The following is an 18,237-nucleotide window of genomic DNA, read 5'->3' as shown; positions in this document are numbered from 1 at the left end:
CAACTTAAGCTAAAAGTAGCTTCACTGTTAAGTTCCTCGCCCGCCTCGAACTAAAGTTCTTTGGCTTTTAGCTAAAGTCTACTAAAGTAGACTAAGGATTTTTCGGATTATTTAGTCATCAATAGAAGACTTTCGCTATTATTCTTGGAACTTCAGTTCCTTGAGGGACATGGTTTTCACGTTAAGTTGACACCTATGATTTCCCCCTGCCCCCTGCCCCCTGCTCCCTGCCTCTTCATTTGCGGCATTAGCTGATTAAATTGGCTTCCTTTAAAGCTTCTTTTTCTTCTGATGATTGTTTGAATGCAAACCGCAATAAAGGCGGTGCTAAGAAGGTTGTCAAAATCACCATAATAACGATCGCAGCTTGCAATGGTTTATCTAGAGTACCACTAGCTGCACCAATGGCGGCAAACACTAACCCGACTTCACCACGGGGAATCATCCCCACACCGACCGCTAGCCGATTAATTCCAGGTTGACCAAAAACCGCCCAACCTGTGACAACTTTACCGATAATTGCGATCGCAATTAAGAAGGTAGCAATAATTAATCCTTCTCGATTTCCTGGAACTAAAGGATTAAGAACGCTTAAATCAACTTTCGCGCCAACTGTCACAAAGAAAACTGGTACTAAGATATCAGCAACAGGTTTAACCTGCTCATCTAGTTCTTTACGTTTATCCGTTTCATCCAAAACTAAGCCAGCCGCAAATGCGCCTAAGATAGCTTCTAAATGAATGGCGCTGCCTAGAAAAGCCATGAAAAAGGCAAAGATAAATGCTGGGATAATTAAGTTGCCTCGTGTTTGCAATTTCTCAGCAATGGCAACAAAACTCTGATTGAAATATTTGCCGAGGAGAATCGAGCCAATGAGAAAAACGGTAGCACTGACAATTAGATAAATGACGTTGAAAATATCAACCTCACCAGTTTTGGCAAGACTCGCAACCACTGCCAATACAATGATGCCTAAAATGTCATCAATTACAGCTGCACCAACAATAATTTGGCCTTCACGAGATTTTAACTGCCCAATTTCTGACAAAACTTTCGAGGTAATCCCAATACTCGTAGCGGTGAGCGCTGCACCTGCAAAAATCGCTGGAATTACTGGCGCATGAAACAATAAAATCAGCCCCGCCGTACCAGCTGCAAAAGGAACAGCTACCCCAACACAAGCAACAATTGTTGCTTGATAACCGACTTTCTGTAATTCTTTTAAGTCTGATTCTAGACCAATTTCAAATAACAGAATGATCACACCTAGTTCGGCAAGCACAGAAACAACCTCACTCTGGCTTTGAAAGATTGATGTGACGGCATCAGGACTGAGGTTGTTAATGAATTGCAGGATAGTCATGATAATGGAATCGCTACCAGCCGCTCCACTGTCAGGAAACACTACCAAATGCAGAGCAGAAGCACCTACAAGCACCCCACCAACTAATTCTCCTAATACAGGTGGCAAGTCCATCATTCTAAATAATTCGCCACCAATTTTACTAGCCAGATAAATGACTACTAAACTTAGCAATACTCCAGTCAGCACAATAGGAGCATATTCCGCCTCATTAGTTGTTGCTAGTAAAGGAGACTGTAAACCTCCGTTGAGAAAATTTAACCAGGTAAATGAATTAACTATTGGTTCTGAAAAAATCATGTTTTTGCTTGTGTTTCTGATTTATTTTGGAGCCAATTAAAAAATGTAACTCGTGATTCGTAATTCATAATCTAATTACGAATTACGAATTACAACTCACGAATAGTTGTCAGTGTAGTTACTAACGCCAGAAGTATTAGCAGAATTTGCATGAGGATTAACTAAAGCAACCGCTTGTTTAAGCGCATCTACACGATCTACAAACATATAATGCTCTGGTACAAATCTGGAAATGCCAAACTTTTCTAAACGCTTTTTGACTTTGCTGGTTGCACCAACAACCAACACATGACGACCTTGTTCACTAGCATCCTTGATGGCATTTTCAATTGCCAAAGAAGCAGTCACACCCAAAATTGGTACATCAGTCAAATCCATAATCAACACATCAGAGTCTGCCATTGCTGAATGTTCACGAGCGATCGCTTTGGATACTCCAAAAATCATCGGCCCGCTCAGGTAAAATAGCAGGATACGTCCATTGCCGAGATCAAGCCATTTTTTCTCTTCGTCATTCAAGACAATTGCATCATCAGTATCGCTAATTGTCTTCACTTCCTGAGCTTGTAATTCCGACAGGCGATTGATAGTTAAGATATTAGCAATGAACACTCCCACGCCAACAGCAACAATTAAGTCAACAAATACGGTTAAGAATAATACACCGTACATGATGAGTGTGCCTTTCAGCGACACCTTATGAGCGCGTTTTAGGAAGCTCCAGTCAAGAATGTCAATCCCCACCTTGAGAGCAATACCAGCCAATACCGCCATTGGGATAGGTTGAGTGACACGCGCAGCCCACAAAACTACAATTAACAAAATTAACGCACGAGTTAAACCAGATACTGCTGTACTAGCACCAGTTTGGATATTGACTACTGTTCCCATCGTGGCACCAGCACCAGGTAGCCCACCACACAAACCAGATACCAAGTTACCGATACCTTGACCGATCAATTCTTTGTCAGATTTGTGTTCAGTACGAGTCAAACTATCTGCGATTACTGCCGTCAATAAAGTATCAATACAACCCAACATCCCCAACATTGCTCCATCAACAATCATCACTGTGATTTGGGATGCAGTAAAGGTAGGGATTTGTAATGTGGGCAGTCCTACGGGAATTTCACCGATTCGTCTGATATCTACACCACCGAAAATGGTTAGAGAAACTATAGTTCCGACAATTAAGGCGACGAGTTGCGGGGGAACGATGCGCTTGATTTTCGATGGCATGAAGAAAATAATTGCCAGCGTTAGCAAGCCCAAAGCTGTTTCGGCAGGATTAATCTGAGTTAATAACTGAGGCAGATTTTGCACCATCCCCAGTACGCCACCTTTAGGGTTTGGCTGTCCGACAAACGGAGCAATCTGCAAAATAATCAGGATTACCCCAATCCCAGACATAAACCCAGAAATCACACTGTAAGGCATGAGGGTAATGTATTTACCCAACTTAAATATCCCAAAGAAGATTTGAAATATTCCCGCTAACATGACTACGGTAAATGCCATTGCCAAGCCGTTTTCGGGGTTAGCTGCGGTCATGGAACCGACAATTGTAGTCATGACCACCGTCATTGGCCCGGTTGGCTCAGAAATTAGAGTTGGTGTCCCACCAAATAAGGCTGCGAAAAAGCCGACACAAACTGCACCATAAAGGCCAGCTACAGGCCCAGCACCGGAAGCAACACCGAATGCTAGCGCTAGAGGTAACGAAACGATCGCAGCAGTTACACCACCGAATAAATCGCCTCGTAAGTTTCTAAAATGGATCGTATTAGTCAATGACATACTGGGGTTTTGGTTACAAAAACAGGAAAATAAATTTTGGGTTGTAAAAATTGTAAAAATTCAACACCCAGGAGTCAGAAGCCAGAACGTATAAGGAGTTCAATAAAACTAGATGTTTATTTATCAAGTCTTTATTTGATTCCTTAATTATTCTGACTCCTGAATTCTGACTCCTGAATTCTTACTAAAAATTGCCAACTACTTTAAGTAAAATTCATGTCTTATTGCATGAAAAATCAGGCAAAGAAAACATTTAATTTTTGCAAAGCAGCAGACTATAAAGCCTTTCTAGGCGGAAATTCGCTGAACACGAATCCCCAATAAAGAAGGCTTAGACCAAAGATGGTTCAAAAATTAGACTGTAAAGACTTACATGAATTGCAAGTTGTATTTACTGCCAAGTTAAATGAGATTAACAATAGCTTACAGCGTTATATGTCAATATTGTTCATTCTCAAGCCTGAATATTAAATAAATATTAAATTGCTTTCATAGATAAAAGACTATATATGTTAATTAAGTTTTATTACAACATTTTTGGGTTGTGGCTATTAGTATGTATTTGTTAATTCAAAGCAAACGGTTTGCAAACAAAAAGTAAAAACTTGACAATGTATAATTTTTACTTTTTGCGCTATTAGAATTTCCTATACCCGAAGTCTCTTACAGCAATGCGGTCAGAATTTTTTAGATATCAACTTATCGTTGATTGTTATCATAAGTAGAGACTATAACCTGAGATAGACAATATACCGCAGGTATCCCATCGGAGTGCTTTGCAAATTATGCCGATTTGGTGGTTGGGTTGAAGACATTTGTGCAAGCAAGCGATCGTTTTTTCTGATCTTTACTTTTCGTAGAGAAAAAGCCCCCAGCTATAATCTGTGATTTAGCTGAGGTGCGCTCAATTTCAAATACAGAGACGAGCAGCGCACTCACCAGAAGTTATGATATTCAAGCGTTGCTGGAAAGACTAGGGCTGTTACTGTAACGTCTTTGATAAAGAATTGCTCCCAAATTAGTCACCAAACAAGTGATTGCTAGCCAAAGCAAGATGTAAGTAGGAGCCATCACCACGCCAATCATAAACCAAGTATATACGTGCAAAATCATTATAGAAGCGAAGAAACCGGCAATTCCAGCAGATTGCCACACTTGATATGATGGGCGGCGTAAGGCTACTAGGCTCATCGTTAAAATTGTGACAATCAAGTTTGCTGGTACGAGAAACGCACAAATACCTATGCAGTTGCCACGAGAGAACTCTACTAAGGTGTTAAGATCGAGCATTAATTTTTTTGGGATAGATGTTAGCTTTTTAAGAACTTAATTTATTTTAAAATAACTAAATTTACATTAACAGATGAGTGAGTAATCACATTGCAAACATAACATAAATTAAACTATTGAGTTGCGTTTTGATACTACTCAATAGTTAGTTAATTATAAAGATTTTGGATAAGAGGGGTGGAAAATACCCACCCTAGCTAAATTAACCCGGTAAAATCACGGTATCGATAACGTGTACCACACCATTATCAGCTTCGATATCTGCTGCTAAAACTGTGGAATTTTTAACTTCAAAACCATCTGAAGAATGAATTTTAATCGGTGAACCTTCCACAGAATTAACCGTACCGAGTTCTGCCAAATCAGCCTGTAGCAGCTTCCCGGGAACGACATGATACTTTAGAATGCGCGTTAGTTGGGGAATATTTTGTAACAGAGTTTGGATAGTTCCCGGTGGTAATTTGGCAAAAGCATCGTCATTTGGCGCAAAGACAGTGAACGGGCCAGGACTTTTTAATGTTTCTACTAAACCAGCAGCTTGTACAGCCGCCACTAGTGTTTTGAAAGACTCAGCCGTAACAGCAATATCAACAATATCAGCCATATATTTTTCCTAAATTTATGCAAAAGATTTTAAAGGATAATAAACCTATTTAAAGTTTTATTAAATAGTGAGTGGGCAGAAGAGGCAGGGGACAAGGGGACAAGGGGACAAAGGGTGAGAACTTGAAACAAGTCTTTCCCCAATTCCCAATTCCCAATTCCCATTAATTCCGATTAGCTTTCCAGTTTGCTAGATCGGTTAAAGAGCGATCGCGGTAACGTCCATAACGCTCCTGCTTACTTTTGATTTTCGCACCCAGTTCGGGAAAAATCCCAAAGTTGGGCGGCATTGGTTGGAAATGTTTCGGCGAAGCGGAACTAATGAATTCCAATAACGCACCCATCATTGTTGTTGGTGGTAAAACCAAAGCTTCTTTACCCAAGGCTAGCCGCGCTGCATTAATTCCCGCCAAGCAGCCACCCGCAGCCGCAGCAGTATAACCTTCAGTACCAATCAACTGTCCAGCAGCTAACAATGTGGGACGTTCTTTAAATTGCAGAGTTGGATACATTAGCTGAGGAGCATTAATAAAAGTGTTGCGGTGCATAACTCCCAACCGCACAAACTCCGCCTTTTCCAAACTGGGAATTAGCTGAAATATCCGCTTTTGCTCACCCCAGCGCAGATTAGTTTGGAATCCTACCATATTCCAAAGTTGACCGGCTTTGTCTTCTTGTCGCAACTGCACCACAGCATAAGGACGTTCCCCGGTGCGAGTATCTGACAATCCCACTGGCTTTAGGGGGCCGTAGCGCATGGTATCTTCCCCGCGCTGGGCTAGTTCTTCAATGGGTAAACAAGCTTCAAAAAATTTCGCTGTTTCCCGTTCAAAACCTTTGAGTTCTGTTTGTTCAGCTTTGCAAAGTTCTTCTCGAAAGTGCAAATACTGCTCTTTATTCATTGGGCAGTTGAGATAAGCGGCTTCACCTTTGTCATAACGTGATGCCATAAAGGCAATATCACGGTTAATCGATTCTCCGACAATGATCGGACTAGCTGCATCGAAAAAGCTCAGGTATTCCATCCCCGTAAAGCGCTGCAAATCTTCGGCTAATTCGGGGCTGGTTAAAGGCCCAGTTGCCAAAACCACAATCCCTTCAGGAATCGCAGACACTTCTCCCCGGCGAAATTCAATTAAAGGATGGCTGGCTAAAGTTTGAGTCAAGTCTTGCCCAAATTGTCCCCTGTCTACTGCTAGCGCCCCTCCCGCAGGTACGGCGTGTTCATCAGCTTTCGAGATGACGATAGAACCCAGCTGACGTAATTCTTCGTGCAATAATCCCGCCGCGCGATCGCTAGCCATTGCCCCAAAGGAATTACTACACACTAATTCTGCCAAATGTTCAGTATGATGAGCAGGGCTGAAGCGTTTTGGACGCATCTCATGGAGAATTACCGGTACTCCAGCTTGGGCTATTTGCCACGCTGCTTCTGTCCCAGCTAGTCCACCTCCAATTACTTGTATCGGTTGTTGTTCCATTGTTAAATTTTTAGTTCCTAATATTATTAAGTATCTATCAGCATCACAGAAGTAAGATGAAATAAAAATATCTAATTCATGACTTTTTCTGTAAGTAAATACAACAGTAGCAGTTACAAATTATCTGTATCAATTCCCTTTTCTTTGAGTTTAGCTAGCAATTCTTGATAGCGATCGCGCTCTTTTTCTAATTCTTGTAAAGCTGCTTCCTTTTCTTCTAAAGCTGTTTCCTTTGCTTGACATTCCCGTTCTGCACGTTGGCGTTCTTGTTCTCGTAACTGGTCAATTTCTACAGGTGACAAAAACTTTTGCCCGGTAGGAGAAACAATTTCCAAAGTATCCGGTGTTAATGTAAAACTGATTCCCAAACGCGGACTTACCCAGCCATTCATCTCTTCGATAACTTCAAAACTATCCCCAGAACGCAGCAAGCCATTTAAATCGTTTTTAGCTGGATCATAAATATAATATTCTTCTACGCCGTAACGCTGGTAAAACTGCAATTTTTTGGTCATTTCTTTGAGGGTGTTACCTGGTGATAGTATTTCAAATACTACCTGTGGGGGGATATTATCTTCATCCCACTGTAAATAAGAACCCCGTTTTCCTTTTGGTCTGCCAAAGACCACCATTGTATCAGGCGCTTGTTTAAGATTCGGGCTTCCTTGAACTGGATACCAAAATAAATCTCCGGCGATAAATACATCAGTTGTCGATGCAAATAGGATTTCTAAATTTTCTTTAATTTTGACAATCCATGCAAATTGTTCTGTATTATCCGCCATTGGCTGTCCGTCACTTTCTGGGTAGATGACTTCGATGGTGGTTTCTGGTGTAACTTGTTGTACCATTGCTGCACCTCCAAGTATGGCGTTTTTAGCTGATATTTGTAGTTAAGATAGCGATCGCGTTAATCTAAAATGCTTAGACGCAAAAAGGCTTGTCGCCAAACATCGCTTGTCTGAATTTATTCATTGAGAGGTGTTTGCTGTACTGCTTGCTGGACTTGTGCAACATCCAAATCTAACGCCTGTGCTATTTGTTCTACACTTAAACCCAGTGCTAGCAGTTTAGGTACAGCTTCTAACTTTGCCTCAAAACGACCTTCTTGTTTACCTTCTTGTTTACCTTCTTGTTTAGCTTCTTGATAAACCCGTGTTTGCTTCAACTCACTTAACCCAAACATCGCTTCTATCTCCTCTCGACTTATGTTAGGCAATTTATAAACTAAGATTGTCTCTATTAATTCTAGTAATTCTTTTTGTGGCAGTTGCAAATTTACCGCTTGTTTAGTACGGTTAATTAGTTCTCTGGCGGTGGTAATAGTTGTATCTTCATTTTCAATTACTAACTTGATGGTAGCAATACCTATTGGTAGTGATGCAGCTTCGCCTAATTCATCCAAGTAAATTATACTAATACGATCGCTGTTGAAGAATTCGTGGCAATCTTGTCGTTCACCAATATCTATATTTCTTCTGGGATAAATCACCACTCCTCGCCAAGAATTTTTAGATTTCTTTTGCCGCAAATAGAGAAATACTTCTGAAACTAGGCGCAAATAAATATCTGAGTCTGGTTGAAATTGAACTTCAACGAAATAAATCGGATTTTCTTCGTCTTGCGTGGGAAGAAATACACCATCTATTCTAAAGGCAGTTTGTTTGATTTCAACTGAAGAGAATTGATAGGTATTGGCAGTTTCAGGAGGATTCCCAATCAGTTCAAAGAAGATACTGGGGAATTCTTGAAATAGGCGATAAAAGATGCTGTCAGTTTTCACTCTGGATGTTGTAGCACAATTTTTAACTTTAACAATTTTATAATGTGCTGCTCTCTGATTGCATAAATTATCCCAGGTGGAAAACTAACTATTCGGCAATACGCTTGGATTAAAAGTTATTGGTGTAGATAATTTATCTTTGAAGACGCGATAAATCGCGTCTCTACATGAGGGTTTTGGGCTTATCTGAACTGTATTGAACTATTCGCTAGCTTCTTTCTTATATTTTTTAATGACAAATATCTGGAATTAGCTTGTAGTTGCACTTTAGCGAAGACAGCACGACCAAAAACCATAATAATTTATTCATACCAACTTTCTTAAGACTGAATTTCGCTCATGAAGTCGATCGCTTTTTGGTGAAATATTGTGTTTTGATGCTTTAAAGCAATTTGGGCTGACTTTTGGAGATCAGCGATCGCTTCCTCTCGATTTCCTAAGCGATGGCAAGCCAAACCCCTTGCGTAGAAAGCAAATTCATCTTCAGAATATATTTCACCTCCACCCACTGCTTCAATGTGCTTTGCTTCATTAAAATCTGCAAATGCACCTTGCTCATCTCCTAACTCATAACACGCATTACCCCGCACATAGTAAGCAGCTATTAAATTGGGATCTACATAAAGAGCTTTGGTTAAGTGCTTAATGGCTTGGCTATTAATACCCTGAGAATATTGCAAAATGCCCAAATTGTAGTAAGAAATAGCAGAACGTTCCATGCTGGCTATCAAACTGAAGTCTTCTAGCGCATTTTGATAGTTGCCAGAGTAAAAACAAGCTGCACCTCGTCCAAAATAGGCTCGTACATATTGCGGATCTAATTGAATTGCACGATGAGAATCTTCAATTGCACTTTGATTATCGCCTATTGCTGCACGAGCAACACCACGTTCAGCATAAGCCTGAGCATATTGAGGACTCAGCCGGATTGTTTCATTAAAGTCTTCAATTGCATTTTGATAATCCTTTGTCAGTGAACGAGCAATACCACGACTTAGATATGATGTCAAATCCTCTGAATTTTGTAAAATTGCCTGAGTATAATTTTCAATGGCTCCTTAATAGTCGCCAGAATTATAAAGTATATAACCTAGGCTAGAGTATCCAAAAGCAAACATTAAATTGAGCATTGGTTTATAAAAGCTGATGACACTAGTATTATTCCCAAGTCAATGAATTGAACATCAAAACTGTTTTGCAACTGCACACAATTTGCCACAAACTATGGAAATTTCCGATCGCGCACCTCTACAGCATAATCTTGTACAGCTTTGGTAATCGTTTCCCGCAAGTTGGTGTAAACCTTGGCGAATGGCGGATGTTTCTCAGTAAGTCCGATTACATCTGAGGTAACTAAAACTTGTCCATCGCAGTGAGTTCCCGCACCGATACCAATTGTCGGAATACTCAATTTTTGTGTAATCTGCATTGCCAAATCTGCGGGTATATGCTCTACAACTAAAGAAAATACACCTGCTTGTTCGAGAGCGATCGCTTCTTGTAAAATCCTCTCACTCGCTTCTTGCGTTTTCCCTTGTTGTCGCAAACCAAGTTGATGTACAGATTGCGGTGTCAAACCGACATGACCCATTACCGGAATTCCAGCTTGAACCAAACGAGCAATAGTTTCTGCGATCGCTGGATAGCCACCTTCCAATTTTACCGCTTGAGCGCCCGTTTCCTTGAGTACTCGCCCTGCTGAGTGCATCGCTTGCTGGAGACTTTCTTGATACGTCAAAAATGGTAAATCTACAACCACTAATGCGCGTTTAACCCCACGGCGCACAGATTTGGCGTGGTATATCATCTCATCCAAAGTTATCGGCAGTGTTGTTTCATACCCTAAAACTACTGCCATAGAGTCGCCCACAAGGATTAAGTCTACACCAGCTGCATCGATGAGTTGAGCGATCGCATAATCCCAGGCCGTCAACGCCACAATTGAACGTCCCTGTTGTTTCCATTGAATTAATTGCTGGGTAGTGATTGCCATTTTTTTAAGTAGGGAGTGGGGAGTAGGGAGTAGGGAGTAGAGAGTACGAGTAGGGAATTTCACCACTCCCCACTCCCCATTCCCTCATTTAACAGCGCGACTGAAAGCAATATGGGGTTTTGCACTATCAGTTTTGGGCATTAACCAAGCTAGACCTTCACTAGTGCCGATCCATAATTTATTGGCGATGTCAGGTGCAAGGGCAAGAACCCGACTAGAAGGAAGCCCAGCAACTTCTGCATCTAACACAGCGCCTGTATTTGGATTTAATCGTAACAAACCATTGTTAGTCCCGACCCAGACACTACCATCTTTAGCAAAACGTACCACCTTTACGTCGCGCCCACGCAGGCGAGTTACAGACCGCAACACCGCACCAGTTTTTGGGTTAATAACTAACAAATTATTTGGCATTCCCGCCCAAATTAATCCTTCTGGACTGATAGCTAAAGCTTGGACGGTCGTCCCTGGTAAATCGGCAATCCGCTTCATAATCCCAGCACTAGCCGTATTTACCCGCACCAATCCATCAAGAGTACCAACCCACAGTTGACCTTCAGCATCTAAAGTTAGGGTGTTGGCGCTGACACCAGGTAGATTTTTTACTGTTGTCATAATCAAACCTTGGTCGGGACTAATTAGGGCTAAACCGCTATCGGTTCCAGTCCACAAATAACCTCGTTTGTCAAGTAACAATGACAAAACCCGTTTAGAAGGCAAAAATAAATTCTGTGCAGTGATTTCACTAGTGCGGGGGTCTACTCGAAACAGTCCCTCATAACTTCCCACCCACAAACGTCCTACTTTGTCTTGGGCTAAAGCACCAATGGCAACATTCGGTAAGCTAACGCGAGAAATAATCTTGCCGGTTTTAGGATCGATCCTCGATAGTCCCCGCCAAGAACCTACCCAAAGATTGCCTGTAACATCTGCCAGTAAGTTACCGACACGATAATCAGTTTCTGGCGAATTTTCTTGTACTCCCCGCTCATTGGGTAACGATTCTACTCGCGGTGGCGGCGCAGAAGGTGGGTAAGCGGGAGTTAAATCAGATGATTTAATGTCAGAGGTTTTTTGTGCCCATCCTATACTTGGCACAGCTATCAACCCCAGCAACATCGAAGTAATCAATAAACTAGTACGCTTGCAAAACAATACCACGGTGACATTTCCTTTGGAGACATTACCCATAGCCGTTACCTAAACTGGCTTTGGGTTAATTTCAGTGTTCCCCTGGTTGGGATTTTTTAAACATTGGGGATTGGGGAATAGGAATTGGGGAATAAATATTTAGGAATACTTTCTTATTACCCAGTTCCAAAACACTATTGATGACACCTTGTAAAGCGTTTGTAATAAAATGTTAAATCATTCTGTAATAACAAAACTAAATATATAAGTTCAAAACTTTGAAAGAATAACTTATCGAATTATTGATATATTGTGGAATAAGTTACAAATTACGTGGTGTGCAATTTTTTATCTTTCGCTCACCACTCTGCTAAATCTCTGTCAAGTAAATTCTTTTCTGGTATCTTTTCCATCAACGGGGAAGATAAAAGGAGTGTAGAGGTGGGAATGTCTGCCAGCCAGCCCAATCCCCTGAATACCCCGATTTGTAGGGGAATTATCTAAAATAAAGCCGCAAAAAGCGGGAGTTTTGGTGAAATTGAGAAGGTTTAGTCGGGTGCGAAAAAGAGGTAAAAAAGAATTTTGATTCGTATAAAGAGGAAACAGTAGAAGCGCTAGGTCGTGTACCCCTAGAAGGGGATAACACTGGTGAGGAGGGCTACCACCGCTACCAAAGTGTCCGCCGCAAAAAAACTGCAATCTTTGGCAAAAACAACCCCTAAGAAAAATTTTTCCCGAATCTCCTCCCCGATGAAGGGGGGAAAAATCGGGTGAGGGGAAGTTGCACAAAACGTGATTTGATAATTAATTAAGAGTGATTTCAGGGAAGGATAAAATATGTCTTACGCTCAAACGAAGACTCAGAGCAAGTCTGGGTATCAAGCCGGGGTTAAAGATTACAGACTAACTTATTACACACCCGATTACACACCAAAAGATACCGATCTTCTAGCTGCGTTCCGCATGACACCCCAGCCCGGTGTTCCTCCCGAAGAAGCAGGTGCGGCTGTAGCGGCTGAGTCTTCCACAGGTACTTGGACAACTGTGTGGACAGACTTGCTCACCGACCTCGATCGCTACAAAGGTCGTTGTTATGACATCGAACCAGTTCCCGGCGAAGACAACCAGTACATCTGCTACGTTGCTTATCCTTTGGACTTGTTTGAAGAAGGTTCTGTAACCAACGTATTAACCTCAATTGTAGGTAACGTATTTGGTTTCAAAGCTCTGCGGGCACTACGTCTAGAAGACATCCGTTTCCCAGTAGCTTATATCAAGACCTTCCAAGGGCCTCCTCACGGTATCCAAGTTGAGCGCGACAAGTTAAACAAATACGGTCGTCCTTTGCTCGGTTGTACCATTAAGCCCAAATTGGGTCTTTCTGCTAAGAACTACGGACGCGCTGTATACGAGTGTTTACGTGGTGGTTTGGACTTCACCAAAGACGACGAAAACATCAACTCCGCACCATTCCAAAGATGGCGCGATCGCTTCTTGTTTGTAGCTGAAGCTATCAACAAAGCTCAAGCAGAAACCGGTGAAATTAAAGGTCACTACCTAAACGTCACCGCTCCTACTTGCGAACAAATGTTGCAACGGGCTGAGTACGCTAAAGAACTCAAAATGCCCATCATCATGCATGACTACCTCACCGCAGGTTTCACCGCCAACACCACGTTGTCTCGTTGGTGCCGCGATAACGGTATCTTGCTACACATTCACCGTGCTATGCACGCTGTAATCGACCGTCAAAAGAACCACGGTATCCACTTCCGTGTATTGGCTAAAGCACTACGTTTGTCTGGTGGCGATCACATCCACACCGGCACCGTAGTTGGTAAGTTGGAAGGTGAGCGCGGCATCACAATGGGCTTCGTTGACCTGTTGCGTGAAAACTACATTGAGCAAGACAAGTCTCGTGGTATTTACTTTACCCAAGACTGGGCTTCTCTACCTGGTGTAATGGCAGTTGCTTCTGGTGGTATCCACGTATGGCACATGCCCGCGCTAGTAGAAATCTTTGGTGATGACTCCGTACTACAATTCGGTGGTGGTACTCTAGGACATCCTTGGGGTAACGCTCCTGGTGCAACCGCTAACCGCGTCGCCTTGGAAGCCGTTGTTCAAGCTCGTAACGAAGGCCGTAACTTGGCTCGTGAAGGTAACGATATCATCCGCGAAGCTGCCAAGTGGTCTCCTGAACTAGCTGTTGCTTGCGAACTGTGGAAAGAAATCAAGTTCGAGTTTGAAGCAATGGATACCGTCTGATCAAAAGTTAGGAGTTAAGAAGTAGAGACGCGACTAATCGCGTCTGTACAAGAGTGTAAAGACGCGATTAATTGCGTCTGTTAAGAGTTAGGATTTGCTCTGCATTAATTCATAACTCTTAACTTATAACTCATAACTCTTCAGGGCTGGGGTCAAGCATGAATCTTAAGCAAATTGCGAAGGACACAGCCAAAACTCTCCAAAGCTATCTGACTTATCAGGCTCTAAGGACAGTATTGGCGCAGCTAGGCGAAACGAATCCTCCATTAGAACTTTGGTTGCATAACTTTTCGTCTGGCAAAATTCAAAATGGTGAGTCATTCATTGAGCAACTGCTGCGAGAAAAACCAGATTTGGCTTTGCGAATCATGACTGTCAGAGAACACATAGCGGAAGAAATTGCAGAATTTTTACCAGAAATGGTTCGCACTGGCATTCAGCAATCCAACATGGAGCAGCGTCGCCAGCACTTAGAACGCATCACACGAATAGACACATCTAGCCCCAGTCTGCAACCAGAACAGCAAGCAACTTCAGATCCGAATTTGGATAACTTATCTAATTAGTTCGGTCAACCTAGTAGTCAAAATCGCAACCCATTATCAAAAGCTATGCAAACTTTACCAAAAGAGCGTCGTTACGAAACCCTTTCTTATCTGCCACCCCTGACTGACGCTCAAATTGCCAAGCAGATCCAGTACATTTTGAATCAAGGTTACATTCCAGCGATCGAGTTCAACGAAACTTCTGAGCCAACAGAATTATATTGGACAATGTGGAAGCTACCTTTGTTCGGCGCTAAATCTACTCAAGAAGTATTGAGCGAAGTTCAAGGATGCCGTTCTCAATTCAACACCAGCTATATCCGTGTTGTGGGTTTTGACAACATTAAGCAGTGCCAAGTTCTCAGCTTTCTTGTTCACAAACCTAACAAAGCTACCAGATACTAAAGCAAGCATTGCTCTAAGTAATTAGTTTAACTGCATAGGAGAGGTAGAATTATCTGCCTCTCCTATTTACTAGATTTTTTTGAAACGCAGAGGGACGCAAAGGAAAACGCAGAGTAACGCAGAGAATAAATCAGCGCCCCTTTGCATAAACCTCTGCTTTTTTTAATAAAATAAATGAGATTACAGCATCTATCGGAAGTAAGAATTTGCTTTGTTGGTGACTCTTTTGTTAATGGTACTGGCGATCAAGAATGTCTTGGTTGGACAGGTAGAGTATGTGCTAATGCTAATCAAAAAGGTTATGACATTACTTACTATAATTTAGGAATTAGGCGTGATACGAGTACTGATATAGCAAAGCGTTGGTTACAGGAAGTATTACTGCGATTGCCCAAAGAATATGATGGCAGAGTTGTGTTTTCTTTTGGATTGAATGACACAACAGTAGAAAATGGGAAAACTCGCGTAGATTTGGTAGATTCTATCAGAAATGCCCGTAAAATTTTAAGTAGAGCTAAATCGTTGTGTCCTGTTTTGATGATTGGACTAGCACCATACGAAGAACGAGAAGATCCAGGAAGAAAGCAGAGAATTACTAATTTATCTAAACAATATGCTTCAATTTGTAAAGAATTAAATGTGCCTTATTTAGACGTTTTTCCGATATTAGAAAAATCTAATATCTGGATTAATGAAGCAAGAGCTAATGATGGTGTTCATCCAAGAGCAGGCGGTTATGCAGAATTTGCCCAAATTGTGGAAAATTGGGACGGTTGGTTAAATTGGTTTCCTCTGAACTTAATCGAGTATTCAAAGTTAGGATAGTGTTAGCACCTGATTTTTATATCCAAAGGTGGTAACTATGCAGCAAATTACTCTAGCTGAAGCATCTAAAAATTTACCCGACTTAATTGAAGCAGCACTTAGTGGTGAGGAAATTATTATTATCAAAGATAATCAACCTGTTGTGAAGTTAACTCCTGTGTCACCAGTTAAACGCCCCCGTCAACCTGGAAGCGCAAAGGGTTTAATTACAATATCCGATGATTTTGATGAACCACTGGAAGATTTCAAGGAATATATGGAATGAGATTACTGTTGGATACACATACTTTTATTTGGTATGTGACTGACAATTCAAGACTTAGTAATCAAGTACTAGAGTTTATCAATGATGAGAATAATGAAATTTTACTAAGTATTGCTAGTTTATGGGAAATAGCTATTAAGCAGAATTTAGGCAAGCTTAGTTTCAATCAGCCATTTGAGATATTCATTATACAGCAACTCAACCTGAACGATTTTAGGTTACTCGATATCAAAATTAGCCATGTTACTGTTGTTGCTACACTACCTTTACATCACCGCGATCCATTCGACCGAATTTTGATTGCACAATCGATAGTGGAAAATATACCTTTACTGAGTGCCGATAAAATTTTTGATGCATATCCAGTAAGACGTGTATGGTAAATCGCGTTACTTTTCTACTAAAAGATAAATAAACAGTCATCACCAAAAAAACTTAACATTACTTTAGGCAGTGCTAGGCAAAGATAATTTTATGGGTTACTACATCGCTCCTCGATTTCTTGACAAATTGGCTGTCCACATCACCAAAAACTTTCTAAAGCTTCCTGGCGTGCGAGTCCCAGTGATTTTAGGTATTCACGGACGCAAAGGTGAAGGCAAAACATTTCAATGTCAATTAGTCTTCGAGAAAATGGGTATCGAAGTTACTAACATATCTGGCGGCGAATTGGAAAGTCCAGACGCAGGAGATCCAGCGCGGTTGATTCGGTTGCGGTATCGGGAAACAGCAGAACTAATCAAAGTACGCGGCAAAATGTGTGTACTGATGATTAACGATTTAGATGCAGGGGCTGGACGCTTTGATGAAGGTACTCAATATACTGTAAATACGCAGTTGGTGAATGCCACACTGATGAATATTGCTGATAATCCCACAGATGTGCAGTTGCCTGGAAGCTATGATTCCACACCTTTACATCGTGTACCGATTATTGTCACAGGTAATGATTTTTCCACTCTCTATGCACCGTTAATTCGGGATGGACGGATGGAGAAATTCTACTGGGAACCAAACCGAGACGACAAAGTGGGAATTGTCAAAGGGATTTTTGAACCGGATGGACTGTCACAGAGGGAAGTTGAACAGCTAGTTGATACATTTGTCAATCAGTCCATTGACTTTTTTAGCGCTTTGCGATCGCGCATTTATGACGAACAAATCCGCAACTACATCCATCAAGTAGGTTTTGAGCGGGTATCCTTGAGCATCGTTAACAGCACTGAAGGGCCACCAGAATTTAAAAAGCCAGATTTCAGGCTATCTCACTTAATCGAGTCTGGTAACTTCCTCGTTGGTGAACAAAAACGAGTAGAAAATTCCCATTTGGTTGATGATTACAACCGACTCAATCGAGGTAGAAATTCTCAATCTGCACCACCTGCTGCTGTAACCCCAATTAATCAGCCGTCAAGCAATGGTGCAACTCAAGAAGCAAAAACTAATGGATTTCAGAAACGGGAAGTATCAAGCCCACATTTAACCCTAGAGACACAAGAACAGATTCGGCAATTATTATCTCAAGGTTACAAAATAAGTATTGAACACGTAGATGAGCGCCGTTTCCGCACAGGTTCTTGGCAAAGTTGCGTTCATAGCCACATTGATGCTGAGTCTGATGCAATCTCAAACTTGGAAGCAACTTTGGCAGAATATAGCGGTGAGTATATCCGCTTAGTAGGTATTGATCCAAAAGCTAAACGGCGAGTTTTGGAGACAATTATTCATCGTCCGCATGGGAAAAATTAGGAGTAGATAAATGAGAAAGAGCGATCGCTTTTGCTAATTCTTAAACAATAGGAAAAAATCTGCTTCCTCAATCAATACGGTTCGGTTCATGTTTTAATATGTCTGAAGATCCCCCCAACCCCCCTTAAAAAGCTATCCATTACCCACATCTTTCTTAACATAAAGGTTGACAAAATCGAGGAATTGTATAGTCTCTATAGCAATACCTGAGTTCAACCAAAGTCAGTCAATGGAAGAGTGGATCAAGCAAGAACTAGAAAAAACCGAATTAGGGGATCAAAGAAGAACCAAAAGGTTAATGAAAATAGTCTCAAACTTAAGTGAAAAACCAGAAGCTAGTGTACCGCAAGCTAGTGAAACATGGTCACAAACTTGCATCTACATATAACTTCTGGGATTCACCCTACATCCAAAAGTGTTGAATATTAAGAGAAATCCG

General features: G+C 41.4%; 18 protein-coding genes. 8 read left to right on the top strand and 10 right to left on the bottom strand.

Annotated elements, in window-relative coordinates; genetic code table 11:
* Positions 1–247: 247 nt before the first annotated feature.
* From VB732_RS25390 to VB732_RS25345, 10 genes are all read right to left on the bottom strand, one after another.
* A complete protein-coding gene (locus VB732_RS25390) occupies positions 248–1,663 on the bottom strand; it encodes a cation:proton antiporter (RefSeq protein ID WP_323233660.1) in 1,416 nt (471 codons plus the stop codon).
* Between the two features lie 96 nt (positions 1,664–1,759).
* Positions 1,760–3,460 (bottom strand): SulP family inorganic anion transporter, encoded by a 1,701-nt coding sequence (locus VB732_RS25385; protein WP_323233659.1) that lies wholly within the window; start codon positions 3,458–3,460, stop codon positions 1,760–1,762.
* Between the two features lie 954 nt (positions 3,461–4,414).
* Entirely contained in the window at positions 4,415–4,750 is a 336-nt protein-coding gene (locus VB732_RS25380) for a hypothetical protein (protein WP_323233658.1), read from the bottom strand.
* A gap of 202 nt (positions 4,751–4,952) precedes the next feature.
* Complete coding sequence (locus tag VB732_RS25375; RefSeq protein WP_323233657.1) at positions 4,953–5,354, bottom strand: fasciclin domain-containing protein; 402 nt, start codon at positions 5,352–5,354, stop codon at positions 4,953–4,955.
* A 163-nt stretch (positions 5,355–5,517) separates the two neighbouring features.
* Positions 5,518–6,834, bottom strand: coding sequence for an FADH(2)-oxidizing methylenetetrahydrofolate--tRNA-(uracil(54)-C(5))-methyltransferase TrmFO (gene trmFO, locus VB732_RS25370; RefSeq protein WP_323233656.1), 1,317 nt, complete (start codon positions 6,832–6,834; stop codon positions 5,518–5,520).
* A 113-nt stretch (positions 6,835–6,947) separates the two neighbouring features.
* Positions 6,948–7,685, bottom strand: a complete 738-nt coding sequence (locus tag VB732_RS25365) for a Uma2 family endonuclease (RefSeq protein WP_323233655.1) — start codon at positions 7,683–7,685, stop codon at positions 6,948–6,950.
* A gap of 116 nt (positions 7,686–7,801) precedes the next feature.
* Positions 7,802–8,617, bottom strand: coding sequence for an Rpn family recombination-promoting nuclease/putative transposase (locus tag VB732_RS25360; RefSeq protein ID WP_323233654.1), 816 nt, complete (start codon positions 8,615–8,617; stop codon positions 7,802–7,804).
* 320 nt (positions 8,618–8,937) lie between these two features.
* On the bottom strand, positions 8,938–9,669 hold the full coding sequence (locus VB732_RS25355; protein WP_323233694.1) for a tetratricopeptide repeat protein: 732 nt from the start codon (positions 9,667–9,669) through the stop codon (positions 8,938–8,940).
* Positions 9,670–9,839: 170 nt separating this feature from the next.
* Positions 9,840–10,610, bottom strand: a complete 771-nt coding sequence (gene panB / locus VB732_RS25350) for a 3-methyl-2-oxobutanoate hydroxymethyltransferase (RefSeq protein WP_323233653.1) — start codon at positions 10,608–10,610, stop codon at positions 9,840–9,842.
* Positions 10,611–10,694: 84 nt separating this feature from the next.
* On the bottom strand, positions 10,695–11,801 hold the full coding sequence (locus VB732_RS25345; protein ID WP_323233652.1) for a ligand-binding sensor domain-containing protein: 1,107 nt from the start codon (positions 11,799–11,801) through the stop codon (positions 10,695–10,697).
* Positions 11,802–12,578: 777 nt separating this feature from the next.
* On the opposite strand from VB732_RS25345, the gene VB732_RS25340 reads away from it, so the two are divergent.
* The 8 genes from VB732_RS25340 (at position 12,579) to VB732_RS25305 (ending at position 18,186) form a co-directional block, all read left to right on the top strand.
* A complete protein-coding gene (locus tag VB732_RS25340) occupies positions 12,579–14,009 on the top strand; it encodes a form I ribulose bisphosphate carboxylase large subunit (protein WP_114082926.1) in 1,431 nt (476 codons plus the stop codon).
* A 158-nt stretch (positions 14,010–14,167) separates the two neighbouring features.
* A complete protein-coding gene (gene rcbX, locus VB732_RS25335; RefSeq protein WP_323233651.1) occupies positions 14,168–14,575 on the top strand; it encodes a RuBisCO chaperone RbcX in 408 nt (135 codons plus the stop codon).
* A 45-nt stretch (positions 14,576–14,620) separates the two neighbouring features.
* Positions 14,621–14,959 carry a ribulose bisphosphate carboxylase small subunit gene (locus tag VB732_RS25330; RefSeq protein ID WP_114082924.1) on the top strand — a complete coding sequence of 113 codons (339 nt, stop codon included), beginning with the start codon at positions 14,621–14,623 and terminating at the stop codon, positions 14,957–14,959.
* A gap of 174 nt (positions 14,960–15,133) precedes the next feature.
* Positions 15,134–15,784 carry a GDSL-type esterase/lipase family protein gene (locus VB732_RS25325; protein WP_323233650.1) on the top strand — a complete coding sequence of 217 codons (651 nt, stop codon included), beginning with the start codon at positions 15,134–15,136 and terminating at the stop codon, positions 15,782–15,784.
* Between the two features lie 37 nt (positions 15,785–15,821).
* Positions 15,822–16,049 carry a type II toxin-antitoxin system Phd/YefM family antitoxin gene (locus VB732_RS25320; protein WP_323233649.1) on the top strand — a complete coding sequence of 76 codons (228 nt, stop codon included), beginning with the start codon at positions 15,822–15,824 and terminating at the stop codon, positions 16,047–16,049.
* Positions 16,046–16,432 carry a type II toxin-antitoxin system VapC family toxin gene (locus VB732_RS25315; RefSeq protein WP_323233648.1) on the top strand — a complete coding sequence of 129 codons (387 nt, stop codon included), beginning with the start codon at positions 16,046–16,048 and terminating at the stop codon, positions 16,430–16,432. The genes VB732_RS25320 and VB732_RS25315 overlap by 4 nt, the downstream gene beginning before the upstream one ends.
* Positions 16,433–16,523: 91 nt before the next feature.
* Positions 16,524–17,798, top strand: a complete 1,275-nt coding sequence (locus VB732_RS25310) for a ribulose bisphosphate carboxylase small subunit (protein ID WP_323233647.1) — start codon at positions 16,524–16,526, stop codon at positions 17,796–17,798.
* Between the two features lie 229 nt (positions 17,799–18,027).
* Positions 18,028–18,186: a transposase gene (locus tag VB732_RS25305; RefSeq protein ID WP_323233646.1), complete on the top strand. Its 159-nt coding sequence runs from the start codon at positions 18,028–18,030 to the stop codon at positions 18,184–18,186.
* Positions 18,187–18,237 lie beyond the last annotated feature (51 nt).

Origin of the sequence: Nostoc sp. UHCC 0252 (assembly GCF_034931145.1) — a bacterium.
Classification (GTDB): Bacteria; Cyanobacteriota; Cyanobacteriia; order Cyanobacteriales; family Nostocaceae; genus Nostoc.
The sequence above is the reverse complement of the archived record's forward strand: the minus strand, read 5'-3'. Positions and strand labels throughout refer to the sequence as shown.